The organism is Pseudanabaena sp. Chao 1811 (assembly GCF_027942295.1).
GTDB lineage: Bacteria > Cyanobacteriota > Cyanobacteriia > Pseudanabaenales > Pseudanabaenaceae > Pseudanabaena.
On the sequence record NZ_CP101416.1, the window covers coordinates 3,086,376 to 3,109,393 of the forward strand.

23 protein-coding genes, 1 tRNA gene and 2 pseudogenes are annotated in these 23,018 nt (G+C 42.5%); 10 read left to right on the forward strand and 16 right to left on the reverse strand.

What is annotated here, in order from left to right; all coding sequences use genetic code 11:
* Positions 1–46: 46 nt before the first annotated feature.
* Positions 47–298: a hypothetical protein gene (locus tag NMG48_RS14185; protein WP_271252167.1), complete on the forward strand. Its 252-nt coding sequence runs from the start codon at positions 47–49 to the stop codon at positions 296–298.
* Positions 299–764: 466 nt separating this feature from the next.
* Here NMG48_RS14185 and NMG48_RS14190 read toward each other — a convergent pair whose 3' ends face one another.
* On the reverse strand, positions 765–2,663 hold the full coding sequence (locus NMG48_RS14190) for an aminopeptidase P family N-terminal domain-containing protein (RefSeq protein WP_271252168.1): 1,899 nt from the start codon (positions 2,661–2,663) through the stop codon (positions 765–767).
* A 215-nt stretch (positions 2,664–2,878) separates the two neighbouring features.
* Here NMG48_RS14190 and NMG48_RS14195 point away from each other — a divergent pair, with 215 nt between their 5' ends.
* Together NMG48_RS14195 and NMG48_RS14200 are read left to right on the forward strand one after the other, a co-directional pair.
* Positions 2,879–3,775, forward strand: coding sequence for an alpha/beta fold hydrolase (locus tag NMG48_RS14195; protein WP_271252169.1), 897 nt, complete (start codon positions 2,879–2,881; stop codon positions 3,773–3,775).
* A gap of 179 nt (positions 3,776–3,954) precedes the next feature.
* Positions 3,955–4,554, forward strand: coding sequence for a nitroreductase family protein (locus NMG48_RS14200; protein WP_271252170.1), 600 nt, complete (start codon positions 3,955–3,957; stop codon positions 4,552–4,554).
* A gap of 44 nt (positions 4,555–4,598) precedes the next feature.
* Here NMG48_RS14200 and psaK read toward each other — a convergent pair whose 3' ends face one another.
* The 6 genes from psaK to NMG48_RS14230 form a co-directional block, all read right to left on the reverse strand.
* Entirely contained in the window at positions 4,599–4,871 is a 273-nt protein-coding gene (gene psaK, locus NMG48_RS14205) for a photosystem I reaction center subunit PsaK (RefSeq protein ID WP_169361931.1), read from the reverse strand.
* A 164-nt stretch (positions 4,872–5,035) separates the two neighbouring features.
* Complete coding sequence (locus tag NMG48_RS14210) at positions 5,036–6,664, reverse strand: transglutaminase-like domain-containing protein (RefSeq protein ID WP_271252171.1); 1,629 nt, start codon at positions 6,662–6,664, stop codon at positions 5,036–5,038.
* Positions 6,665–6,985: 321 nt separating this feature from the next.
* On the reverse strand, positions 6,986–8,095 hold the full coding sequence (locus NMG48_RS14215) for a fatty acid desaturase family protein (protein ID WP_271252172.1): 1,110 nt from the start codon (positions 8,093–8,095) through the stop codon (positions 6,986–6,988).
* Positions 8,096–8,266: 171 nt separating this feature from the next.
* A complete protein-coding gene (locus NMG48_RS14220; protein WP_271252173.1) occupies positions 8,267–9,853 on the reverse strand; it encodes a mercuric reductase in 1,587 nt (528 codons plus the stop codon).
* Between the two features lie 58 nt (positions 9,854–9,911).
* Positions 9,912–10,286 (reverse strand): DoxX family protein, encoded by a 375-nt coding sequence (locus tag NMG48_RS14225; RefSeq protein WP_271252174.1) that lies wholly within the window; start codon positions 10,284–10,286, stop codon positions 9,912–9,914.
* Position 10,287: 1 nt separating this feature from the next.
* Entirely contained in the window at positions 10,288–11,172 is an 885-nt protein-coding gene (locus NMG48_RS14230; protein ID WP_271252175.1) for a DUF72 domain-containing protein, read from the reverse strand.
* Between the two features lie 86 nt (positions 11,173–11,258).
* On the opposite strand from NMG48_RS14230, the gene NMG48_RS14235 reads away from it, so the two are divergent.
* Positions 11,259–11,768 (forward strand): phosphate-starvation-inducible PsiE family protein, encoded by a 510-nt coding sequence (locus NMG48_RS14235; RefSeq protein WP_169361937.1) that lies wholly within the window; start codon positions 11,259–11,261, stop codon positions 11,766–11,768.
* Between the two features lie 31 nt (positions 11,769–11,799).
* Here NMG48_RS14235 and NMG48_RS14240 read toward each other — a convergent pair whose 3' ends face one another.
* Complete coding sequence (locus NMG48_RS14240) at positions 11,800–12,171, reverse strand: response regulator (RefSeq protein WP_271252176.1); 372 nt, start codon at positions 12,169–12,171, stop codon at positions 11,800–11,802.
* A gap of 274 nt (positions 12,172–12,445) precedes the next feature.
* On the opposite strand from NMG48_RS14240, the gene NMG48_RS14245 reads away from it, so the two are divergent.
* Positions 12,446–13,432: an ABC transporter ATP-binding protein gene (locus tag NMG48_RS14245; RefSeq protein WP_271252177.1), complete on the forward strand. Its 987-nt coding sequence runs from the start codon at positions 12,446–12,448 to the stop codon at positions 13,430–13,432.
* Positions 13,433–13,692: 260 nt separating this feature from the next.
* Positions 13,693–13,923, forward strand: coding sequence for a DUF7219 family protein (locus NMG48_RS14250; protein WP_271252178.1), 231 nt, complete (start codon positions 13,693–13,695; stop codon positions 13,921–13,923).
* On the opposite strand, the gene NMG48_RS14255 is transcribed toward NMG48_RS14250, so the two are convergent.
* Together NMG48_RS14255 and NMG48_RS14260 are read right to left on the reverse strand one after the other, a co-directional pair.
* Positions 13,920–15,299 carry a hypothetical protein gene (locus tag NMG48_RS14255; protein WP_271252179.1) on the reverse strand — a complete coding sequence of 460 codons (1,380 nt, stop codon included), beginning with the start codon at positions 15,297–15,299 and terminating at the stop codon, positions 13,920–13,922. The genes NMG48_RS14250 and NMG48_RS14255 overlap by 4 nt on opposite strands.
* Positions 15,300–15,551: 252 nt before the next feature.
* A tRNA-Ala gene (locus NMG48_RS14260) sits at positions 15,552–15,624 on the reverse strand.
* A 437-nt stretch (positions 15,625–16,061) separates the two neighbouring features.
* Here NMG48_RS14260 and NMG48_RS14265 point away from each other — a divergent pair.
* A complete protein-coding gene (locus tag NMG48_RS14265; protein ID WP_271252180.1) occupies positions 16,062–17,966 on the forward strand; it encodes a tetratricopeptide repeat protein in 1,905 nt (634 codons plus the stop codon).
* Positions 17,967–17,983: 17 nt separating this feature from the next.
* Positions 17,984–18,106 (forward strand): hypothetical protein, encoded by a 123-nt coding sequence (locus tag NMG48_RS14270; protein WP_271252181.1) that lies wholly within the window; start codon positions 17,984–17,986, stop codon positions 18,104–18,106.
* Positions 18,107–18,119: 13 nt separating this feature from the next.
* Here the strand turns inward: NMG48_RS14270 and NMG48_RS14275 are convergent, their stop codons facing one another.
* On the reverse strand, positions 18,120–18,425 hold the full coding sequence (locus NMG48_RS14275; RefSeq protein WP_271252182.1) for a helix-turn-helix domain-containing transcriptional regulator: 306 nt from the start codon (positions 18,423–18,425) through the stop codon (positions 18,120–18,122).
* Positions 18,412–18,585: pseudogene (locus tag NMG48_RS14280) on the reverse strand (type II toxin-antitoxin system RelE/ParE family toxin); the annotation flags it as partial. The gene NMG48_RS14275 and the pseudogene NMG48_RS14280, both read right to left, overlap by 14 nt.
* Before the next feature lies 1 nt (position 18,586).
* On the opposite strand from NMG48_RS14280, the pseudogene NMG48_RS14285 reads away from it, so the two are divergent.
* Positions 18,587–19,195 (forward strand): annotated as a pseudogene (locus NMG48_RS14285) (IS256 family transposase); the annotation flags it as partial.
* A 212-nt stretch (positions 19,196–19,407) separates the two neighbouring features.
* Here the strand turns inward: NMG48_RS14285 and NMG48_RS14290 are convergent.
* The 4 genes from NMG48_RS14290 to NMG48_RS21830 all read right to left on the reverse strand — a co-directional run bounded on the left by NMG48_RS14290 (position 19,408) and on the right by NMG48_RS21830 (position 22,299).
* The gene (locus tag NMG48_RS14290) at positions 19,408–19,989 is read right to left on the reverse strand and encodes a Uma2 family endonuclease (protein WP_271252184.1); all 582 of its coding nucleotides are present in this window, start codon (positions 19,987–19,989) and stop codon (positions 19,408–19,410) included.
* Positions 19,990–20,045: 56 nt separating this feature from the next.
* Positions 20,046–20,681, reverse strand: coding sequence for a Uma2 family endonuclease (locus NMG48_RS14295; RefSeq protein ID WP_271252185.1), 636 nt, complete (start codon positions 20,679–20,681; stop codon positions 20,046–20,048).
* 339 nt (positions 20,682–21,020) lie between these two features.
* Entirely contained in the window at positions 21,021–21,386 is a 366-nt protein-coding gene (locus NMG48_RS14300) for an SH3 domain-containing protein (protein WP_271252186.1), read from the reverse strand.
* A gap of 721 nt (positions 21,387–22,107) precedes the next feature.
* Positions 22,108–22,299 carry a hypothetical protein gene (locus NMG48_RS21830; RefSeq protein WP_441339176.1) on the reverse strand — a complete coding sequence of 64 codons (192 nt, stop codon included), beginning with the start codon at positions 22,297–22,299 and terminating at the stop codon, positions 22,108–22,110.
* A 315-nt stretch (positions 22,300–22,614) separates the two neighbouring features.
* Here NMG48_RS21830 and NMG48_RS14305 point away from each other — a divergent pair, with 315 nt between their 5' ends.
* Positions 22,615–22,953: a hypothetical protein gene (locus NMG48_RS14305; protein ID WP_271252187.1), complete on the forward strand. Its 339-nt coding sequence runs from the start codon at positions 22,615–22,617 to the stop codon at positions 22,951–22,953.
* Positions 22,954–23,018 lie beyond the last annotated feature (65 nt).

Here is a 23,018-nt window from a genome sequence, read left to right on the forward strand (position 1 = left end):
AAAGGAAAAAAATAGGCGATCGCGCTAAAATAATTGCATCGGCAACATGAAATCTTGCAATGAAGACGATTATATGCCATTAAAAGAACTCTTAAACGAAGCTAAAAATTTAGACCTTCAAGAGCAAATTCAACTAGCCACACAACTATTGCAATGGGTAGAAATAAAAATCAATCAAAAGCCTCAAGACCCTTCATCCAAACGCTTACGGCAAGCAGGACTAGGCTTAGGAACTTGTATATTTACGACTGACTTTGACGATCCATTACCCGACGAATTCTGGCTCGGAGAAACATGAAATTATTACTAGATACCCACACTTTTATGTGGTGGCATAATGCAACTTTAATTAGCCGAGACTCAGTTTTTAAAAATTATGAATGTTCTTTGATTTGGTAATGGTTATATACAGGAAAGCGACAGTCCGCCGAACCACTATAGCTTTTCAGGAAAATAAAAATGTCTAATGTAATTGAAATCAAATATCAGGATAGACAAGGCACATCAACCATTGAATTGATCGACCTATTAAACCTGATTGCACAGGACAAACAACAACTCTCTCAAACCAGACATAGATCTTGATACACCTTGCGAAATCGTTTTAGAACTGATTGATAGTTCCGTTTGGCGCATCTATTCCAAAGACGAAAGATTATTACAACACTTACAGCATGAGTTTAGCAATGTTCGGCATGATAGGTGCGTTAGCATTGCTAACACACCTTAACTATATCGCCTTGAACATCCTGAGAGAGCAAGATCTAAAAACTACAGGCTTGCTGCAACCAAGCATTTTCCGCCTCAGTGAGCAAAGGCGATAACTTCTCGATTACCGCCGCATAGTAACTCTCTAGCCATGCAATCTGCTGAGGATTGAGCTTGTGGCGATCGATTAATTTCTTGTCAAAGGGAATGTAGGTCAAAGACTCAAACTCATACCAAGGCGTTTTATTAGGATTATCACCTTCAGCCTTGGGCGATTCCTGCTTAACTTCCTTTACAAAATAGAGATTCTCCAAACGGATACCACCCCATTTCGGTTGATAGTACCCCGGCTCAATGCTATTGATTGTGCCAAGATCGAGGGATTGATTGACGCGCTTGCTGATGCCATTGGGCCCTTCATGGACATTGAGGAATACGCCCACACCATGCCCAGTGCCATGTCCATAGTCCAGCCTACTTTGCCAGAGAGAAGAACGAGCAATACCATCGATTTGGCTACCTGTCGTGCCTTTAGGAAATCTCTGCATCGCACAATTAATATGGGATTTGAGAACCTCCGTATAGCGATCGCGTTGTTCCGCAGTCGGTTCCCCAATGCTCATAGCGCGAGTATCATCGGTCGTGCCACCGTAAAACTGTGAACCTGAATCTAGCAGGAGTAAATCGCCATTGATCAGTTTGCAAGCTGGGTTGGGGTTACTGTAATGCACAATCGAGCCATTCGCACCCGTACCTGCGATCGTTGGGAAACTGAGGTCGATAAAGCCTTCCTGTTGCTTATATAAACCTTCGATTTTGTGAGCAACATCCCTTTCGCTAATGACATTACCTGCGGTAACCTGTTCTTCGATCCATTTAATTGTCAAGGTCTTTGCCCAGCTAGCCTTGAGATTAGCTTTTTGCATCTGTGCGATTTCGACAGGATTCTTATGGGATTTGAAAGTCTCAATGGGATTATCACCATCAACAATTTTTGCCTTGACTGCCTTTAGTTGCAGATATGTACCGTAAGTAGTTTGCGGTGCGGCTATTAATACAGGTTGATGATCAGCAGCTAGCGATCGCAATGTTGGTAAATATTGCTCATAGTCAAGGATCTGCACTTGCCTCGCAAGGGCTTGCCGCACCGCTTCATCAATGCGCGAAGTATTGGTAAAGAGATAAGCATCGGTCAAAGTGACGATCGCATAGCTAATAAATACGGGATTGCACTCGACATCACGACCGCGCAAATTATAGAGCCATGCGATCTGATCCAGCTTGGTGACAGGTAAAATCGCCGCCTTCTTTTTCCCTAAAGCCTCACGCACCCGTTCTAATTTCTTGGCTAAGCCCTCACCTGTAATCTCATCAGGCAAAGCAATGATCGGTTGATCGCCAAAGGCAGGTATAGGCTCACTCTCCGCCCAAGGACTTTGCGATCGCACCGTATCCACCAAATTTTCGAGGATCGGCACAATCTCAACACCACTAGTATTTAAGCGATCGGCAAAGCGCCGATATTGGGAAATGGTAATCGTAAAGGGATCGATGCCGAGGCGAAAGGTTTTCTCTTGCTTGGTGGCATTTGTTCCCAATTCTTCAAGAACTTCTTCTACGGTCTGATGATCTTCCAATCCCACTTTGCAGACCTTTTGCAACATTTCATCCACCTGCATATCCGCCTGCTCGTAATAGCGCGGATCGACAAATACCCAAGCTTGGGCAGTACCGATTAAAAAATCTCCAGCCGAACCCGTAAAACCACTAATCCATTGACGACGCTGTTTCGCTTCGGGCAAGTACTCATTGAGATGCTCATCCGCCGAAGGAACAAAATAGGCATCAAGTCTATGTTTCGCCAATTGCGATCGCAAAGCCGTAAATTTCTGGGCAACTCCCATTAATTCAGAGGATTGTGGTGATGTGGTGGTTAAGGGCTGCAATAAAACCATGAAGTTTATCTGTGGGTAGAGATTGATCTATCCAAATTTTAACCGATCTTATTTGGAAGGCACAAAACCAGAACTTGTACCCCCTGAGTAGCGAGAGGCACAAGCTTTTAGGTCTTTAGCTGGATAAAGAATTAATAGCTCATTTGCTATAATCTCTTTTCCTATAGCCACTTTGGGATAAAAGTCCCCTTTTATCTAACCCCATAATTACTGCAATGTTAATTACCGAAAATATCGAAACTCGCGATCGCCTCCACAGCTCATTGTCAACATGGACATGGCAAGGACATCAAATCCAATATTCCGTCACGGGTTCAGGTATACCTCTAGTGTTGATTCATGGCTTTGGCGCGTCCATCGGTCACTGGAAAAAGAATATTCCCGCATGGGCTGAAGCTGGCTATCAAGTATTTGCCCTCGACCTCTTAGGCTTTGGCGCTTCCGCCAAACCTTCCCTCGATTATTCCCTCGAACTTTGGGAAGAACTACTTCGTGACTTTCATCAAGAACTAGTCCAACGCCCTGCAATCTTCATCGGTAATTCCATTGGTGCATTGCTTGCCCTGATGTTAGCGGCGAATTCTCCCGAAATTGCGATCGGTGCAGTTTTGCTCAATGCCGCAGGTGGTCTAAATCATCGTCCTGACGAATTGAATTTGCCCCTGCGTTTAGTGATGGGAGCCTTTGCCAAGTTAGTTAGCTCCGAAGTCACAGGCAAGTTTGTATTTAACCAAGTTCGCCAAAAGCGGAATATTCGCAATTCCCTTCGTCAGGTCTATCGCAATCATCAAGCGATCGATGATGACTTAGTAGATATGCTCTATCAACCATCCTGTGATGAAGGCGCACAAAAGGTCTTTGCCTCCATTCTCACCGCTCCTGCTGGTCCTCGCACTACAGATCTTTTAGCCAAGATCGAAAAGCCCTTGTTAGTACTCTGGGGTGATGCCGATCCTTGGACTCCGATCAATGGCGCAAAGGTCTATCAAGAAGCAAGTAAAACCAAAGATATTCAACTCATTCCCATTCCCAATACAGGACATTGCCCCCACGACGATCGCCCTGAAATCGTTAATGCTTTGGTAATTCACTGGCTGCAAAAGTTAACATAAGAATATAGAGAGCTACGCTCTCTATATTCTTATCTGACTCACCAAAATTAAATAGTGATCGCTCTCTCAATTCTAAAAAAAATCACGATTACCATTATCTCTAGATCCCTAAATAATTATTGAAGAGATAAAATAGTCGAAGATTATGAATTCTAGAAATTTGTCGCTAAATATTTAATATGGAAAATCCTGCAATTACCAATCACGAAATTCATCCCTTAATCGCTCAACGTTGGAGTCCTCGTGCCTTTGATAGCAAACTTGTAGAACCTGAAAAACTTGCCCAATTATTTGAAGCCGCACGCTGGGCTTCCTCTTGCTTTAACGATCAGCCTTGGGCATTTATCGTAGCGACCAAAGATGATACGGTGAACTATCAGAAAATGCTGGATTGTCTTGTACCTTTTAATGTGTCGTGGGCACAAGTAGCTCCCGTACTCGGATTAGTGATTGCTCAAAAGAACTTTAAGCACAATGGCAAACCCAATGCTTGGGGTGAATATGATGCAGGTCAAGCAGCAGCAACTCTAGTATTGCAAGCTACAGCTTTAGATCTAGTCGCGCACCAAATGGGAGGTTTTGACGCAGATAAGGCGATCGCTACTTTCAATATTCCTGAAACCGCGAAACCAATTGCTGCGATCGCGATCGGTTATGCAGGAGAACCTAGTAATTTGCCCGCAGAACTACAAGAGAGAGAAACTGCTCCTCGTGCGCGTAATCCCCTATCAAGCATTGTCTTTACAGGTGAATGGGGAAATTCGGCTACGTTTGTCTAGCACTAAAAAAAGAGAGTTCGCTATGCGAACTCTCTTTTTTTAGCTTATAGCAAACCTGCTTGAGACAAGCCCAAAATCCAACCTGCACCAAGGATGTGTCCTAGGCAAGTTACACCAAGCAATTCAGGAACACCAAAGCCTTCAAACAAGCCAGGTAGTTCTATAGGCAAGTTGGGACCAACACCTTTGACTTTAATGCCGTAGCGAGCAACAACTAATGCAAACAAGTTAGCGGTTACCATGATCAAACCAACACCAGCAGACCATGTTGGAGTAGCGGGAACTGCGGCAAGTAAGTTAAGAGTTAGATGTGTCATAAATTTGATTTCCTGAGTTTAATTACCTATTAAAATTTTTTTAACTGCCATAATCCTAAAGTTAAGTACAGACATCAGGAAATTGTTCTTAAGTTAAATTCATTAAACTTAGTAATCGTTTACAGTCAATCAAGAAATTCACTTTACTCACTTCTTTATTTGGCTTAGATTTCTTCTAATACTTTAAAGCGAACATGATTGAGAGCTAATTCACCAATGGAATAGGGCTGAGGTTGAATTGTTTCAAAAAAGATACCTTTACCAATTTCCACATGATACCAAGGAAGTCCCATAAACCAGCGTGTAGGATAGGGGCGATCGCCTGTATCATCAGGATTCGATTCCATTGGCAACCAACCGATACTAGGAATATAGAATTCAATCCAAACGTGGTTATAGTATTGGTGTAAGGGAACGTTCAACATTAAGTCGCCATCATGGGGACATTTATAGCGTCCGACTGTACGGCAGGCAATTCCATTCAATCTTGCAAGAGCGAGTAATAAACCGACATATTCCCCGCAGGAACCTGTACCTCTAAGCAAAACTTCTTCTGGAGCCGCAATATATGGTGTAACGCGATAAGACAGTTTATCATACACATAATCGCGAATTAGGAGCATTTTTCGCAAAATATTAGTCTCATCACCGACGGCTTCTTTGGCGGCGGCTTGAATGATCGGATTGTCCATGCTCAAGCCATCATCATCAATGAGATAGAGCTTCTGCATTTCAGGAGATAGATCTGGTACAAATTCCACTTCACTATCCTTGAGTTCGTATTTGATGCCATGCAATTCCAAAGTTGCTTTCCACCCAAACATACGTGCTTCTTCGGGTTTGAGATTGCCAAGCTTAAAGGCAGCAACTTTCTGTCCATCGACAATTTCCTCCTCAAAGGGAATGCCGATTGGCTCGATCGCTAATAGTTTTTGACGATAGGTATCGGTGGGATAGGCAACTCGCCATGTGAGGTTATAGACAGAAGTTGGTTCCTCAGAAGAGAGTTCTTCAAGATAGATCATTTCCACTTTGTAACCAGAGGTGAGCGTGTAATTTAACTTCCCATCTTGGTATTGATCAAACCTCAATCGATGAATAAAGGTTTTTTCACGGGCTGCCACGGAAAATGGCTCATCTAAATCGTTAGGACTTTCGCGAATGTAATTCTCATCGCCTGAGTAAACTACATATAAATCATCTCCTAGAAATCCTAATCCCATCGGATTGGGGAAAGGTGTCAAGCCACGTTGCAAAATTTCGCCAGACTTTGCCTTGAGACGATAAACAGTTTCTTCGGTGCGATCGCTTACCCACAGTTCTTCACCCACTAAAGTTAATGCTTCAAAACCTGCTCCGGGGGCATCCATAATTCGCAGTAAGGTGCGGGTAGCACGTCCAAATACAAAGATCTTACCAACCTCCCTAGAACTTACATACACGCCACCTTCGGATACGGCAATGCCATCAACCCTGTTAGGCAGTTCCATAAATGGCTGCAAATCAAAGTCAACCATATTGCAGTAATAAATCCCATTGTCCTTAGTAATCCAAAGTGTCTCTCCTGCGATCGCTAAACCTGTTGCGTCTCGAAACTGCGCTGCTGTGTAATTATTCAGTACCGTTGCGCCTTCGGAAAATGGATCGATTTTGAGGAGATGCCCTTGATAGGCATCAACACAAAGCGCATAGGGTTTGCCCTGAGGCGCATCATTATTTGCGTCGGTTTGCCACACTAAACCGTGAAGGTTATAAGCGCCAATGGGATAAATCGTGCTTGGTAAGCTAGGCATAGGGTATTAGGCGAGGGGTTTGATTTGTAATTTAGACAGATTTTCGATTTTCTGCAAATCTTGATCTGACTTTAAAAGCAATATTACTTCCGTAGCGAAGGTAACAGTAGTTAAGTAGATGAGCATAAATGAACCTAAAACCAGAGATTGTTCCGCCCGCTACGCGGGCGGAACAATCTTTTCAGTTTTCAGTTTATTTATGCCTAGCTACTTAGAATTGCACGCTGAGTGTGTAATTTTCAAAAGCACAAGAATTTTTTAAAAGTGTTGGCTTAAATCCATAAAAGAATGGATTTGGTACTTTGTACCAAATCCATTCTTTTATGGATTAGTGGTGGTGATGCCTAATTCAGGACAGGGAACCATTTTTTTGCCTGACCAATTTGTAAATGTAGTTTCATCAAGGTAATGACGTGGGGTTTGTAGCATTAATTTCCATGCTTTATCGGCATCGACCAAGTTAAAGCGATCTGGATAGTGAGTTAATAATAATTCTTGCACCATCGGATAGTAACTTGGATTCATCCCTGGGAAAATATGATGCTCTGTGTGATAAGAAAAGTTGATATGGAGTAGATCAAATATTTTCGGTACACGAATCGAAAGGCTATTAATTAAAGCATCATTTACTGTTGTCATCCGACATAGCATGTGGTTTGTGTAAATGTAAAACATTAAACCCGCATGTCCAATCCAAATTGGAAGAAAATAACTAAGTAAGAGCTTAATAGGAGAAAACTGCAAGCTCCCTAAAATAGCTAGATGTAGGCTAATGATTGTCATTAGTTCACCTACGATTGCCAATCTTTCTTTTTCACTAATGCTGAATGCAAATACTGGATATTGTGCATTTTGTTTATTAAAGAAAAGAACGGATGTAAGGTTACGAAAGGTATGTACCCCCCAAGCATGACCCATCCCAATGGTTAACAAAAATGGATTCACTTCTGATGATGGTACAAAAGCATTTTGAATCCATTTCCCCCAGTTATTTGGTTGTGAAGATAAATAGTTGCGATCGGGATCTTGCTCAGAATTAGTTTTACTGTGATGTTCACGATTATGAACAGCCTTCCACAAAGTTGGTGGCATCCAGAGCATTGTCAATCCTAATAGACTAACTAACTGACGCAACCGAGGGTTACTAATCGCAGAGCTATGTAATAGATCATGGGTGCTAAATAGCAACACAATGATGCTGTTTGCCATAACGATCGCAATTGGTAAATATAGCCAGAGATATTGCCAAGCCCACCGATCTAGATAAGATGCGATCGCCCACCCCACGATCAAGAGCATCAAATTAATTAATAAAATCCAAACTTTGTTGGAATCTGGGAGAAAAGCCTCTGCGGGAAGAAATGGACGCAATTTTTTGGCATAGTCAGCCTGTGTGATCAAGACTGGTTGATCGACAAGATTATTATTCATTATTCACTGTGTAAAGGTCTCACAGCTCGCTATGTTGAAAAATTTTGCCAAGCAAAATTTTTCAACATAGCGAGCTATAGGGTCTCAAAAATTCCCCTTTATAGACTTAACACATGATCTAGAGCTAAACTTAACGATATATTCCAGATTTCGCTTAAATATCTGTAATTTCTAGCTAAATTTACTAAGAACTTTTAAAAGAGTTTGAGTACGTGGCGTAAGCAAAGTTTTTCGATAGGCATCGGCAGCTTTTTTGATCGCATCAGCTTGGGTGGGGTAGGAATGGATCACACCAGAGAGAGTATTTAATCCCTGTTTAGAGGCGATCGCTAAAGTGATTTCGCTAATCATTTCCCCTGCATGACGCGCCACAATGGTTGCCCCAAGAATGCGATCGCTGCCGCGTTGATGCAAGATTTTGACAAAGCCTTCAGTCTCGCCATCATAAATTGCGCGATCGACGGAACTAAAAGGAATCTTAATTTCATCGGTTTCTAAGCCTTGCGCCTTAGCTTCCTTAGCATATAGACCCACATGGGCAATTTCAGGATCGGTATAGGTCACCCAAGGCATGACTAAATCACTGAGCTTACTTTTGCCCAAACCAAAGGGAGAAAAGAGCGTATTTTTAATCACAATCCGCGCCGCCGCATCAGCAGCATGGGTAAACTTCCAGTTCATACAAATGTCCCCTGCGGCGAAAATTCGGGGATTGGTTGTTTGCAGATAGTCATTGACGACCACACCAAGCTGTTTGCTGTATTCCACACCCGCAGTTTCTAGATTTAGTCCTTCCACATTTGGCGATCGCCCTGCACCGACGAGAATTTCATCGACTTCTATTTGATGGTTAACTCCATTTTGTTGATAATGGATGATTTTGCCATTGCTAGTTTTGGTGACTTGAGCGATCGCACAATCCAAAAGCAAATGCACACCTTCACGGAGAAATACCTGTTGCACAATTTCGGCAGCATCAGCATCTTCGCGATCGAGTAAGTGCGAATTTTTGTGCAGTAACGTCACTTCGCAACCTAAGCGCTGAAAAGCCTGTGCTAATTCACAACCAATTGCACCGCCACCAATGACGGCTAATCTTTTGGGTCGCTCAGTGAGGGAAAATACATTTTCATTGGTTAAATATCCTGCTTCGGCAAGTCCTGCTATTTGTGGATCAGATGCTCTTGCACCTGTGGCAATTACCGCTTTTTTAAAGTGCAATTTGATGGTTGATTTGATGTTTGATTTGGTGTTATTAACAGCGATCGCCTTGTGATCAATAAAACTTGCCGAGCCAAGAAACACATCTACACCGAGATTCCGAAATCTCTCCGCCGAATCATGGTGGCTAATGCCAGCACGGATTTTTCGCATCCTTTCCATTACGGCAGCAAAATCGATATCAATATTCTGAGGTGAATTAATGCCAAACCTCGCAGCATCGAGGATATCCGCGACTACTCGCGATGAACGAATCACGCATTTAGAAGGAACACAACCAACATTGAGACAATCACCGCCCATAAGATTCTTCTCAATTAGCGCCACTTTCAAACCTAAACCTAATCCTGCCGCCCCAGCCGCGACAACCAATCCCGCCGTTCCTGCACCAATCACGACCAAATCATAAAGCGCCGCAGGTTGAGGATTGACCCAATCGAGAGGATGCACATTCGCGATCAAATCACGATTATATTCATCCACTGGCTGAATGAATTCTGCATAGCGATCGCTGGAATATTCTGAGGATTGAGTCATGACTTGATATGAGTGAGCTAAAGATAAATGATTGTCGAGAGATGCGAAGCAATGCTTTTTAACTCTTTTTGGTATACCACCATGCCCAAGCAATTAGGACTACTTGCAGTGGCAACCGTCCCCATCGCAATAGGTCTGAGTCAGGGATTCCATCCATTTGAATGCGATTAACTGCCATATTGATATTGGCAGGAAATACGGCAATAAATAGCGCAATCAATCCCCATGCGGCGGCTTGACTAACCATAGGAACGAGTAAACCAACTCCTCCTAAAATCTCAAATATGCCACTGATATAGACCAACACTAAAGGAGCAGGTAAAAAAGAAGGAACGATCTTGACAAAGGGATCGGGTGTTACCCAGTGGAGTGTCCCTGCGGTGATCATAAATATCGCAAGCAATACCCGCAAGACTGATTTAATTGTGAGCATGTTAAAAGAGGGTTAATTGTTGTGGTGGCGGAGTGAGAGCGTCCCAAGGCAATGCTGGCACTGGAACATTCGCTTTTTCTAACATTTCCTGAAAGTACCTTGCATTATCGGGCGATCGCTCTTCGATCGGGCAGTGCATAAAGAAGTATATTTGCTTTCCCTGTGTGAGCCATGCTCGTAAATAAGTTTCCCATTCTTGCCAAAAGCGAATATTCAGATTGCGATCAGGGTGGCTAATAAACCGCACAATACTAAAAGGGGCTGTCACTACAGGTTGCAAAGGCAAATTGGGTTTGCGGCGTTCCTGTTGAACTGGGATCGATAAAGCTGGATCAATGTCATCACCAAAGGGCAAATCATATATGGGGCGCGAATCTAGCAATACCCGACCGATTCCTAAACTCTGTAATAACTGATTGAGGCGATCGCTATGATTCGGCTTAAACCAATCGGCATGACGCACTTCTAGAGCGATTTGATAATCCTGTGTTGGTAATGCTTTGAGGAAATTTTCGAGATCAGTAAAATTCGCAGGGCTATAGCTAGGCGGTAACTGGATAAAGGACACACCCAAGCGATCGCCAAAACCCGATATCAAATCTAAAAACTGGAAAGCCTGCTCGATAAATGGCATCAGCAAACCATTATGGGTGAAATGTTTCGGGAATTTTGAACAAAAGCGAAATTCTGTGGGTGTATCCTTTGCCCAACGCTCGATGGTTTGGCGATCGGGGATCACATAAAAAGTGGAATTTACCTCCACCGTCATCAGGCGATCGCTATAAAGTGGCAAAAATTCCGTTGAACGACTTCCCTTCGGATAAAAATCACCAACCCAACCCTTAAAAGCCCAAACCGCACAACCTAAATAAAATATGTTAGACATTATAAAAACTAATGAAATTATGATTGTGTTATAAATACAGCCTATGTTAATTTGAGTCCATGTTTTTTAGTGGATGAAATCTAGATATGCAACAGTTAAATAAACTCATTGATGCTCCTGTTGATGAACAAATCAATCCCAATCAAGACAAAAATACTTTACGTTATCGGATTGTCCACACTTTAGAGCTAGTCCAAGACGCGATCGCTATTTCTCTATGTATTGGGCTATTCTGCGTCATGGTGTTGCAACTTAAGGAGATTTTCTTATCATTAATTACAACCTTGCGATTTCATGAAATTACTGCCGATATTTTATTTATTCTCATCTTAGTAGAACTATTTCGGCTATTAATTATTTACCTTCAAGAACAACGAGTATCGATAGGGGTTTCTGTCGAAGTGACAATCGTATCGGTCTTGCGGGAAGTAATTGTTAAAGGTTTGCTAGAAGTTGAATGGAAACAGGTATTAGCAACTTGCGCCTTCTTAGTTGCCCTAGCATTACTCTTAATCGTCCGAGTTTGGCTTCCCCCCACATTTGAAGGCATCGATCCCGAACAAAAAGCATCACTACGTTTCAAAGGGCGGAAATAAAAAAGGGGGACTATGCCCCCCTTTTTTATTTCTATTTGACCTGACTAAGTAACTGCTTAATGGTTTTGATTAATTCAGGTGGGTGATAAGGCTTAGTTAAGTAAGCATCTGCCCCCTGCTTCATACCCCAGTACTTATCAAATTCCTCACTTTTGGTTGTACACATAATTACGGGTACATCCTTCGTAGAGGCATTATTTTTGATCCAACGGCATAACTCATAACCATTCATTTGAGGCATGACCACATCGGTAACAACGAGATCGGGAGTAAAAGCCTTAAGCTTTTCTACTGCCTCAGCACCGTTATTAGCTTCCGTAACTTCCATACCATGTTGTTTTAAATGTGCCGAGACCATCTCCAACACCATCGGACTGTCGTCCACTACGAGGACTTTTACCATGACTGCTTTCCTTCTTTTCCAGTTGTGCGTTAGCGTAAATCGTCATCAAAGCCCAACGCCCTTAAGAATTGAGGCAATTTAGAACGATTAATTGCTAAAGCAATCGTAAATTTTCTAAAACCCTAAAAATAAGATAAGGTTAAGAATATTGCCTAATCAACATTAGGTGTTTTTTGATTGTGTCTTTACAGAATTGCTGATCCAACTCTAAATCATCAATGAAAAACATCGATATTGTTGACAGTATATCAGAATGCATCTTGGTTAAAGTGCTATGGCGGCGGTTACAGTTGAAGGTTTGAGCAAAATTTACAATATTGCAGTCAAAGATACGGGACTAGTTGGCACACTCAAGCATTTTTGGCATCGTCAATATCGGCAAATTGCGGCCGTTAAAGATATTTCCTTTGCGATCGCCTCTGGTGAAATGGTGGGATTTTTAGGGCCAAATGGCGCAGGTAAAACTACAACTCTAAAAATGCTAACGGGTTTAATTCATCCATCATCGGGCAATGTCCAAGTCGCAGGGCATATCCCCTTTCGGCGTGATGCAGGCTTTCTCCAAAAAATTACCTTGGTGATGGGTCAAAAACAACAACTAATTTGGGACTTGCCAGCCCTAGACTCATTACGCATGAATGCGGCGGTATATGACATCCCTGACAAAGTATTTAAGCATCGTGTTGGCGAATTGACCGAGATGCTATCGCTTGAAGGGAAACTATCGCAACCAATGCGGAAACTCTCCCTCGGTGAGCGCATGAAGGCAGAGTTGCTAGCGGCGCTATTGCATCAACCGCAGGTTTTATTTTTAGATGAGCCGACCTTGGGGCTAGATGTCAATGCTCAGGCAAGTGTACGTGAATTTTTGCGGGAATATAATCAACGCTATCAGGCCACGATTTTGTTAACTAGTCACTATATGGCAGACATTACCGCTTTGTGTAAGCGCGTATTGCTGATCCATCAAGGGGGACTGATCTATGATGGCAGTCTGGATGGCTTGCATGATAACTTTGCACCCTACCGAGAAGTGCGGGTGGAGTTAGCTCAACCGATAGGCGATCGCAATGATTTACAGAAATATGGTCAGATCCTGAATATTGATGGTCAAGCGGTTTGCTTTTTAGTGCCACGCGAAAATTTGACAAAGGCGGTTTCTCAGATTCTTGCCGAGTTAGAAATCTTGGATTTATCGGTAAATGAACCTGCGATCGAGGAAGTCATTGGCAGCGTTTTTCGAGCTGGTACTGTCAATTAAAGAAATAGTGGACGCTTAGCGCCCACTATTTCTTTATTCTCAAGCATTGCTATAGATTTTTGTGAGGATATCGTGATGTTTAGGAGATTGTAACTTTTGTGTAACCAATAAGTAACTTTCAGGTCTATCCAAAACTTGTGAGCAGCATTAGTGTCTTACTCAGTAGTTAGATTTGCTGATCGATAATTGCATGAAAAAATTAGCTCTAACGAGTAAAGATACCAAATGAGTTCTATCTTTAGTATTACTTCCAGAAAGCCATGTTAAATGCTCCTCAAATATTTCCACGATCTCGCACCTATGGGGAATCTCAGACTGAAAACTTGATGTTTCATGAAATGTTGAAAGAGTTTTCTTTGCGGGTTAGCATTATCTATAATCTGCAAACTAGCGGTGACATCTCACAAAGTGAAGCTTTCTTGCAACTTGCAGAGCTATGGCAACAGCTAGAAAAATCTGCAAACTCCTCAATACCTAAACTCCACAACTAATTGAGGTACTTAGCAACCTCATCAACTGTGAGCGGTTCGTTGGATGTACTGGGGACATCGACAACGATCAAAAATCCTTCAACTTTGCCCTTACCAACGGTATTTAGAGCATCAAGAATCTTAGGCATATCTGCCTTGAGCAAGCTTCCGCGCTGATCATAAAGTTCTAGAGCCGAGAGACAGCCTAAAGTCGCATTCCAATCAAAATATTTTGCCTTGACCACTTTATCTTTATTACGGAAGAAGTCGATCGCTGCACCACTGCCATGAATGCGAAATAGCGATCGCCCGACATTACCTGCCCAATAGCTTTGGAGAATAGGTTGATAGTTGCGCCATGTGGGAGGGAGGAGTGCTTGATAGGATTGGAGATTACCTGTGAATTTTCCTTTTTGATTGGGTAAAAAAGCCTGAACGCCATCCTCAAAAGGCATAAATAGATTCACCAATGAAAATTGTCCATAGGCGTGAAACAATTCATCATCGGGTTGCAAGGAGACTCCTTCCATGCGATAAATTCCCTGTGGTGTGCGTCCATTGGTAAAGTACCAATCGAGATTTCGCAAGGATTGCAGTAATAGCGGAACTGACCAAAGTTGTTTACCGCGTTTTAGGAATTTCCCATTGCTATCCTTAACGATTGCCAAACATAAAACCTCACGATTGGGACGGCAAAGAACGTACATATGGGACTGTTGTGGTGCAATTTGCCATTTCAACAAATCCGCAAGATTGGGAATTGTGGAGCCTTGAGTAGAGTTATCATTACGAGCGGTTTGGATGGTTGCTCGTAAATGTAAGTCCTGCTGCCAACTGGGAAAACGTTGCTGAATTTTGAGAATGAGTTTGTCAAGCTGTGCTTTGCTAAGACTTTGAGCAGGATCGGTGGATTTAGCTAAAGCTGACAGCGATAGTGCTATCCATTGGGAATCGCTACTTTCATTGACTGTGCGGACAAAGTAGGGTTTGAGCTTGCCATATACCGCAGGTTTGAGGGTGTATAGCTGCATCCCTACCTGCATTGCTGTATCGATGATGCCCTTTTGCGGATCGGTGAGATTCGGAGCTGTTGTCATCTGCAAAACATTAGTTAAGGCTTGCACGGCATAGGTTTCTTCAGGTGCTAATACACCGATCGCCCATAGAGAATCTTGCCAATGCGCGGCATTACTGTCAGTAATCGGATATTTTTTGAGATCAAATCTACTAGGATGTGCCTTTTGCTGTTGGTCTTGAATTTGGGCGTTTCTGGCTGTCTCAGTGGCTTTGGGCTGATAGGAACGGATCGGCGGAGTCTGCGCCTTCGCCATTTGAGGTGAGGTAGAGGCGACAAAAAAGGCGATCGCTGCCAAAGCACTAGACATGAATTGATACATAGTTTCTCGAACCGCACAGTGTTCGTGTAATGTATCACAAACTTTTTTTCTCAAAAATAAAGAGATTCCTTAGTAGATGATTTGGTAGTGCTAAATAGGTAAGGATGGGCGGCGCGAAGCGCCGCCCATCCTTACCTCAATAAATCCTTTCCTTTTTAGGACTACCGATGATTTTACCTAAGGCAAAATCATCTACTAAGATTTGGCTTTAGAAATGAGTATCTACTGATTTCTAAAGCGCTATGTTGAATATGGAGCTAAGGGAACTCGAATCCCTGACCCCCTCAATGCCATTGAGGTGCGCTACCAACTGCGCTATAGCCCCGAAATTTGATTTAGGTGCTAATCAATTTATTAGCTTGTCTATAATCGCTCAAATTGGATTTTATGTCAAATGCGATCGCCTAAAAATTGCAAAAAATTTTACTCTAGCAATGTTAAGAGATAGCTAGGACAAATCAAAACCCAAATAAGTGAAGGCGGCACTTCGTGCCGCCTTCACTTATTTGGGTTTTATGTCCTCAGCAATCCTTACATTGCTAGAGCAGTCCTAAATCATTTGTAGATTTTTGGGTTTGTGGAAGCGCACCCCTTCGGGGTGCGCTTCCACAAACCATTTAGGATTGCTATATTGCCAAAGTGATTGGCATTGTTAAGGGACATAAAGGAAAATAAGGAACCTATTTATGTGGCGCGGCTTTGCCGCGCCACATAAATAGGTTCCTTGCGAACTAAACCTAAATAAAATACAAAAATAAACATATGTCAGATCCCGTAAGCAAACCTCTCACCACCTACGAGCGCTACCTTATTTTCGTTGAGCGGATAATTCTCAACATAAATAATGGCAAATTGCTATCTAAAGAACATGTCTATCGCATTCTCAGTGAAAGCTTAGAATCTGGCACAGGGGAAATTTTTGAGCGATCGCTTGCCGAACATAGCAATCTGTTGCAAGCAAATTTTGATGCTCAGACCGATACAGTCAAACAAGCTAAGGCAACCCAAAGCCTGCGTGCTATGAAAATCCTCAAAGATGCGTGGGAGCAGTGGCAAACCAACTATCAAGTTCAGGATACCTGTGCTAGAGGTTTACAGAGGATATTGGACGCTGAGGCGCAAGATCGCTTATTGACTTTAATCCAAGTTCTTGACCCCAATCACACACCTGTTTTTGAACGTCAGCATCTTCAAATCCTTACGGAATTGTTGCAAAAAACTGCGGAGACATTGGTTGATGATTCGGAAGCTTTTCAATTGCGTCAATTTGCGATCGGGCTAACTCGTGGCTTAGCATCCTTTGACCTATTGGAAGGATTTCTCGTCAGTTGGCTCTATGCGTCACAGCGACAGGTGGGCTTTGAACGAACAAAGGTAGCTGGTCCTTGGCAGATCTGGGCGCAGCAGATTGCGAGTCCTTTACCCAAGGAGCTATTTGCTGGACAGTCTCTCAATCAATCGGCAGCAGCGATCGCCCAATCGCAACGGAGCATCGATATTAGTGCTTGGGTAGAGTTATCAATTCTCTTGCGATATTTACAGAATGGGCTAGTGCGCTGGTTTGACCAGCAACCCTATGATGCGAAAGCAGGATTGCATGTGACGGGTATTACCTTTGTTGTCTTTGCGATGATTTGGGGGGAACTCAGCAGTGGCTTCCAAAATGCTCAGAATTTATCAGAACGCGATCGCCAATATTTTGCCAAAATTTGTTTCCGTCTGAGTCTCCAAACTTTGCGAACCTTTGCCCAACGCGAAAACTTTCCCCTCTATGGTGGTGTATTTGCCTCATTCTCAGGGGAAAGCTTCCGCGAAACGATTAACTATCTCGATCAACCTCTTAAGGAAGCAGAAAATACTCAAGAGAAAGCCCGTATCCTCACAGTATTAGGCTATTCCCAAGCTTGGATGGGGCAACATAATCAGGCGATCACACTGCATCAAGAGGCGTTAACCCTTGCCCGTGAAGTCGGTGATCAACGTTGCGAAATTGCTAATCTCAATCATCTGAGTCGGATTAGACTCATACAAAAGGATTTCAGCAATAGTGAATCTCAAGCTCAGAGAGCGGTGATTTTAGCGCGGCAAAATGGCGATCGCCAAGGAGAGGCTAATGCTCTGGCAAATTTAGGTTATAGCGAGGTGATGCTGGCGCGACAACAGGAATATGTGACTCCCGAAGAGATGGAAACGCCGATCAATCATTTAGAACGCGGACAAAAGCTATCTGAGAAATTGAATGATTTGCAAAATCAAGCTCTTTGTTGGGTAGGTTTGGGAACTGCCTATGTGGCGATCGAGCAACCCCAGCAAGCACAAATCCATTTAGAGCAAGGCTTAGCTATCACTCAACAAATTGGCGATCGCGATTTACAAGCTCTCAGTCATGCCTATCTCGGTGAGGCTTTCTATCAACTTAATCAACTAGAATCTGCGACTTATCATGCTTGTTTAGGAATGTATTTGCTAGAACAACGGCATAGCAAAGCATGGCAACAGTCCGCAGCTTTGGTCGTGATTTTGCAAGGGAAATTAGGCTCTGAGGCTTTCTCTAATATTCTGCAACAAATGCGATCGCAGTTTATTGCTCTCATTGGTATCGATGGATTTGATCATTTACCAAATTTAATTGAACGTTATCGCCAAGGAGATATAAAACCATCTTAAAATTTGGTGATGATATCGTGTTTGTGAAGCTAGAGGGCAAGCGTTATGGAATATCTCAGGTCTTGTCTCCTCTAGTTAATCAAAGCGATTTAGAGATGGCATGGCGAGTTTTACGCAAGATTGCAGAAATAGAAGTTTAATTTTTGGATGTTATTAAGCAGGTTGTTTTTCCTGAACAGTTACTGAGAGTTTTAGCCCTAATTGGTTTAGTAATTTAGCAATGGTCAGTAACTCACTGGACTGTTGTTTCGGAAGTAGCTGAGGGTTGATATCTAAGTTCAGATTATTGTTTTTTGAATTGTTTGTAATATCTTGTTGAGCTTCTGCAACATTTTTCAAAGCCAATAAAATATGCTCGAAGTTTCCATCTTCTAAGACTGCATCTAGGTAAGCAGCAGCTTCTAAGGGATCTTTTAAGGATTCAATTAGGTAGGAATGATAGCTTTTATAGGTTGGCATTTTCTCTCCTCTGAAAGTCTACCCAGTAATGCTTTGCTCTGATGATATCTTGATTTTGGGTGTTTTTGTCACCGCCACACAGCAAAAGAATTATGGTTGCTCCTGCTTGAGCAAAATATATGCGATAACCTTGTCCATAGTCAATTCTGAGTTCCATGACGGGTATGTGGATTTCTCCGAATGAAGGTGCGAAATTCTGGTTGTCAGTACTCACCGAAATTCACAACCGTGGGGTCAAAGATATTTTGATTGCCTGTGTCGATGGCTTGACTGGTTTCCCTAATGCGATTGAGACGGTATTTCCTAAAACTCAGGTGCAGTTATGCATTGTCCACATGGTCAGAAACTCGGTCGCTTTTGTACCTTGGCAACAACGCAAGCAAGTTTGTGCTGACCTCAAGGCTATTTATAGCGCGGCGACGGAATCGGAGGCTGAGTTTAATCTCGAACTCTTTGCTGAAAAGTGGGACAAGCAATATCCATCAATCTCCAAGTCTTGGCGCAGTCATTGGGCAAACATTATCCCCTTCTTTGCTTTCCCGACCGAGATTCGCAGGGCGATTTATACCACCAATGCGATTGAGTCGATGAACAGTAGTTTGCGGAAGGTGATTAAATCCCAACAGATTTTTCCCTCTGATGATGCTGCTTTCAAGCTCGTTTATTTAGCAATGCGGAATATCTCGAAGAAGTGGACGATGCCGATTCGTGATTGGAAACCTGCTCTTAATCGCTTTGCCATCCTCTTCGAGGATCGTCTCCACGTCTAGCTTCTAGACTTTACACATTTTACTTGACAATCTCAACGAGTATGATTTAGCTCTTGCTATCATCTCTGGTATCGAAGCTCGTAGTTCTGTAGGTGGTTATCCCATCGAACGTTTTATATTTAATTGTGCCTAGCTACTTATTCGGAATAATTCTCTGATTTAGAGTCTTTTCTTTCTCAACTATTGCAACCATAATTACTTGTCTCCAATTTTCAAATTCCTGCTTTCACAAAAAACTGTTCTGCTGTCACTGCTAAATCTGGGAATAACTCATCGGTTAATAGGCGATCGCCTTGATAAGTTTCAGGTGGACGATCGGGATAGAATACCGTGAAAGTTCTGCTCATCGGATCAATAACCCATACTCGTAATATTCCAGACTTCAAATAATCACCAGCCTTTGCCACAAATTCCTTAAAAGTCTGTCCTTCTGACATAATCTCAATTACTAACTCTGGCGGTACTGGACACATTTCATTACCGACATCACTAGGCAATCGTTCTATCGAAATGTAGGTCAAATCAGGTACGGGACACCAATCTTGATCGTTGCGTGTTAGCACTATTCCCCATTCAGGATAAACAAAACCTTTGCCTTGAAACAAAGTTCGTAAAAAAATCAATAATTCTGCTTGTAAAGATGCATGAAATCTTTTTGGTGACATTTTTCTGATAACTTGACCATCGATAAATTCATAATTCTGATCAGACTCAGGGCTTGCCAAAAATTCCGCCAATGTCATTCGCTGTGATGTTACTGTCTCTATCACTGACGATTGAATCGCTGTAGTCATTTTCGTACTCCTTTTTTGCAAAAAAAATCTGTCCCGATGTAACCACAGATTCGAGATTAAATTAGAGATTTGCGAAACTCTCTTAACATGGCGCTTGTACCGATCGCGATCGCTTGATTTACAAGCTGTGGAATTAGGGTATTGATTGGTATATCTGGAAAAAGCAAACTACTCTCTGACTCTAGATAATGTCCATCGGTCAGTAAAAATATCTGCAAACTATCATTACGATAAATCCAAACTTCAGGCACGGAGATCGCTTCGTAAGCAGATAATAAGGTCTTAGAAGTGACATCCGACTCGATCGCCAAATCAGGTGGCGGATAGATATCCACATCAATACGTTCTTGACAATCACGCACTAAAGGTGAATTGGTAATATACAGACAAGTATCAGGTTCCACACCAGCACTTCCTTTTCGATAAAAGGTAGTTGAGCCAAAATCTTCCCAATCTCTCCCTTGCGCATCTAAAATTGCCGTTACAATATATCTCGCGAGACGATGGGGACGCTCATGTTGGGATAATGGGGAGATAATCTCTAAAGTGCCTTGATAGTATGCAATGCGAGTATGGCGATCTTCACCTAGCTCATTAAGGATGTCTTCACAATCATGCCAACTCTGAGAATGAATGGCGATCGCACTACCATGTCGTAGGTCAATAGATTTGATGGGAATAGTGACGGTCATGCGCTTTCTTCTGCTGATATATAGGTTTTTAAGTTTGCCTATAGCTATCATCAGTCGTATTTTATCAGATATTTTTGATTGTACTTTTCAGGGAATCGCCTGTTCGAGCAAGTAACCAATCAACAAAAAAGCAGCCTGTTTGACGGGCTACTTTTTTATGAGGCGATCGCGTCCCCTAGCTGTTATACCAATTCACGAAAGTGTGACAACACTTTTTTGAATTGAAAACCAAGCCCAGTAATGATTTTAAAAACTAAAAATGGCGTAGCCATTTTTAGTTTTAGTATGAGTAGGGGGGAAGGAAGGCAATCTTGCCAAGTTTAGACCAGTTTTTTCCGCTCATCGACCACCTTCCACCCTAAAGCATCTTTCACCAAGGAAAGGTCTCGCAATCCATCCTCTAGTTCCACTGGGGATGTACTCTACATAATCCCAGTACACTGCTTCCCCGTCACTTTCACGCACGGCGGCTCCAATATCGTAACGCAGTCCGTTTACTCTTTGTCCCACTAAGACATAGCCAACGATATCAAATTCAACTCCGGGACCAGAGCGCATGTTAACCCGTGATCCTCTTTCTTGACCAACAACATCAAAATTGCAACGTCCTCGGACTATGGATTGGGCATTGGCGATCGGGGTGATTTGAGGCAGGAGAGTAATGAGAGGGGCAATGGTTGCTACCAGAATTTTAGTTAATTTCATAGATTTGGATTTAGCTTCAATTATTTATTACAAGCAAGATGGCTAAATAAAATCTTTGTTCCCAATTGATCGCGTCCTCTAAGCAATAGGGAAGCAGAACTATACTGGAGGCAGAGACAATTTAACGTGTTTGCAAATCGTATCCCCTAGCAAGTAAGGGAAACAGATTATAATTGTAGTCCATCTGAGGAGGATGAATAGTTTCTAATTGATCGCGTCCTGCAGCGAGTAGGAGACAGATCTACTACCTTGCTCTAATTGTGGCGATCACAAGTTTCTAATTGATCGCATTCCCTAATGAGCAGGGGAATCCCAAAATGTATTTTGGGCATAGTCAAATTTTACACGTCTCCGACGATTTGGTGCTCTGTTGATTTGATATTGAAGTAGAGATAGTACTGAGAGAGTAATAGATATTTAAACTTCAAACTTTCCCCTTTTTTGTTTGTATCAACTTTCCTCCCTTAATGATTACCAAGGTAGATATAGTAATTGCGACGATCGCTATCAAGATGGTAACAAAGAATTGAGGTATACAATTCCTTAGTGGACAAAATAGAACAATCGCGATCATCAGTTCAATTAGTGTCAATATTATGGCTATGGAACCAGTAATGCCTGCCAAAATCAGAATAAACCCAAGAATTTTTTTCATAGTCATAGATCTTACGGTATAGCAGTGGTTGCGATCGCTCAGAATTAATGCTCCCTGAAGCGATCGCTAACGAGTAGCGAATTTGAAGAAAAATCCTTGGAAATGGAAAAACATGGAAGTTCCCAATTGATCGCGTCCCCTAGCGAGTAGGAGAAGCACTCCAATTACAGATCCAAACAAAGCTAGTTTTGTTTCCAATCGATCGCGTCCCCTAGCGAGTAGGAGAAAAGCTGACTTAAAAGCTAAGCGCGATCGCATGATGTTTCCAATCGATCGCGTCCCCTAGCGAGTAGGAGAAAAGCTGACTTAAAAGCTAAGCGCGATCGCATGATGTTTCCAATCGATCGCGTCCCCTAGCGAGTAGGAGATCCCTACGCCACAATCCGATTCACGCGCGTTCGCTCGGGTTTCCAATCGATCGCATCCCCTAGCGAGTAGGAGACTCTCCAAGCGCGATTTTATTCAAGTGGTTTGGAAAGCAGAGAAATTTCCAATCGATCACGTCCCCTAGCGAGTAAGTACTGTAATACTCATACGCTATTATCTCCTGAGATATCATCAATTAAAAAAACTATGGCTTTATTTCTCGTAACCAGTCTGATCGATGAAGGCATCTATGACAGTAGATTTGAAGTAGTTGAAGCAAATTCCAAGTTAGAAATTGCTGCTCACATGATTAGCAATTCATGGCAATGGGAGCGTTTTTTGCGTAACTCTGTTCCTAGCGATTGGCGTGGCGGTGGCGTGAATTATGGCACTTTGTTAGATTGCGTCAGGCGATCGGACATCACTCCCGAAAGGCTTTTAGAACTAATCGACATGACCAGAGTTGATGGTGATTCTGATGCTCAGTTGGCGATTCATGAGATTACACCAATATCTTTACAGGCGGTGAATGTGAATAAATTTTGATTTTAATTGTTTTTATTGGTAGGGATCGCCTTAATCACCTCTTCTAAATTTTTATAAATCTGTGA

What these genes read in the sequence shown, in the direction of transcription:
- NMG48_RS14255 (WP_271252179.1), bottom strand. Translation starts at nt 15,299, where the DNA reads ATGTATCAATTCATGTCTAGTGCTTTGGCAGCGATCGCCTTTTTTGTC.
- NMG48_RS14295 (WP_271252185.1), bottom strand. Translation starts at nt 20,681, where the DNA reads ATGACCGTCACTATTCCCATCAAATCTATTGACCTACGACATGGTAGT.
- NMG48_RS14240 (WP_271252176.1), bottom strand. Translation starts at nt 12,171, where the DNA reads ATGGTAAAAGTCCTCGTAGTGGACGACAGTCCGATGGTGTTGGAGATG.
- NMG48_RS14200 (WP_271252170.1), top strand. Translation starts at nt 3,955, where the DNA reads ATGGAAAATCCTGCAATTACCAATCACGAAATTCATCCCTTAATCGCT.
- NMG48_RS14250 (WP_271252178.1), top strand. Translation starts at nt 13,693, where the DNA reads ATGTTAAATGCTCCTCAAATATTTCCACGATCTCGCACCTATGGGGAA.
- NMG48_RS14230 (WP_271252175.1), bottom strand. Translation starts at nt 11,172, where the DNA reads ATGTCTAACATATTTTATTTAGGTTGTGCGGTTTGGGCTTTTAAGGGT.
- NMG48_RS21830 (WP_441339176.1), bottom strand. Translation starts at nt 22,299, where the DNA reads ATGCGATCGCGCTTAGCTTTTAAGTCAGCTTTTCTCCTACTCGCTAGG.
- NMG48_RS14220 (WP_271252173.1), bottom strand. Translation starts at nt 9,853, where the DNA reads ATGACTCAATCCTCAGAATATTCCAGCGATCGCTATGCAGAATTCATT.
- NMG48_RS14215 (WP_271252172.1), bottom strand. Translation starts at nt 8,095, where the DNA reads ATGAATAATAATCTTGTCGATCAACCAGTCTTGATCACACAGGCTGAC.
- NMG48_RS14195 (WP_271252169.1), top strand. Translation starts at nt 2,879, where the DNA reads ATGTTAATTACCGAAAATATCGAAACTCGCGATCGCCTCCACAGCTCA.
- NMG48_RS14300 (WP_271252186.1), bottom strand. Translation starts at nt 21,386, where the DNA reads ATGAAATTAACTAAAATTCTGGTAGCAACCATTGCCCCTCTCATTACT.
- NMG48_RS14190 (WP_271252168.1), bottom strand. Translation starts at nt 2,663, where the DNA reads ATGGTTTTATTGCAGCCCTTAACCACCACATCACCACAATCCTCTGAA.
- psaK (WP_169361931.1), bottom strand. Translation starts at nt 4,871, where the DNA reads ATGACACATCTAACTCTTAACTTACTTGCCGCAGTTCCCGCTACTCCA.
- NMG48_RS14210 (WP_271252171.1), bottom strand. Translation starts at nt 6,664, where the DNA reads ATGCCTAGCTTACCAAGCACGATTTATCCCATTGGCGCTTATAACCTT.
- NMG48_RS14290 (WP_271252184.1), bottom strand. Translation starts at nt 19,989, where the DNA reads ATGACTACAGCGATTCAATCGTCAGTGATAGAGACAGTAACATCACAG.
- NMG48_RS14245 (WP_271252177.1), top strand. Translation starts at nt 12,446, where the DNA reads ATGGCGGCGGTTACAGTTGAAGGTTTGAGCAAAATTTACAATATTGCA.
- NMG48_RS14185 (WP_271252167.1), top strand. Translation starts at nt 47, where the DNA reads ATGAAATCTTGCAATGAAGACGATTATATGCCATTAAAAGAACTCTTA.
- NMG48_RS14305 (WP_271252187.1), top strand. Translation starts at nt 22,615, where the DNA reads ATGGCTTTATTTCTCGTAACCAGTCTGATCGATGAAGGCATCTATGAC.
- NMG48_RS14235 (WP_169361937.1), top strand. Translation starts at nt 11,259, where the DNA reads ATGCAACAGTTAAATAAACTCATTGATGCTCCTGTTGATGAACAAATC.
- NMG48_RS14225 (WP_271252174.1), bottom strand. Translation starts at nt 10,286, where the DNA reads ATGCTCACAATTAAATCAGTCTTGCGGGTATTGCTTGCGATATTTATG.
- NMG48_RS14275 (WP_271252182.1), bottom strand. Translation starts at nt 18,425, where the DNA reads ATGCCAACCTATAAAAGCTATCATTCCTACCTAATTGAATCCTTAAAA.
- NMG48_RS14265 (WP_271252180.1), top strand. Translation starts at nt 16,062, where the DNA reads ATGTCAGATCCCGTAAGCAAACCTCTCACCACCTACGAGCGCTACCTT.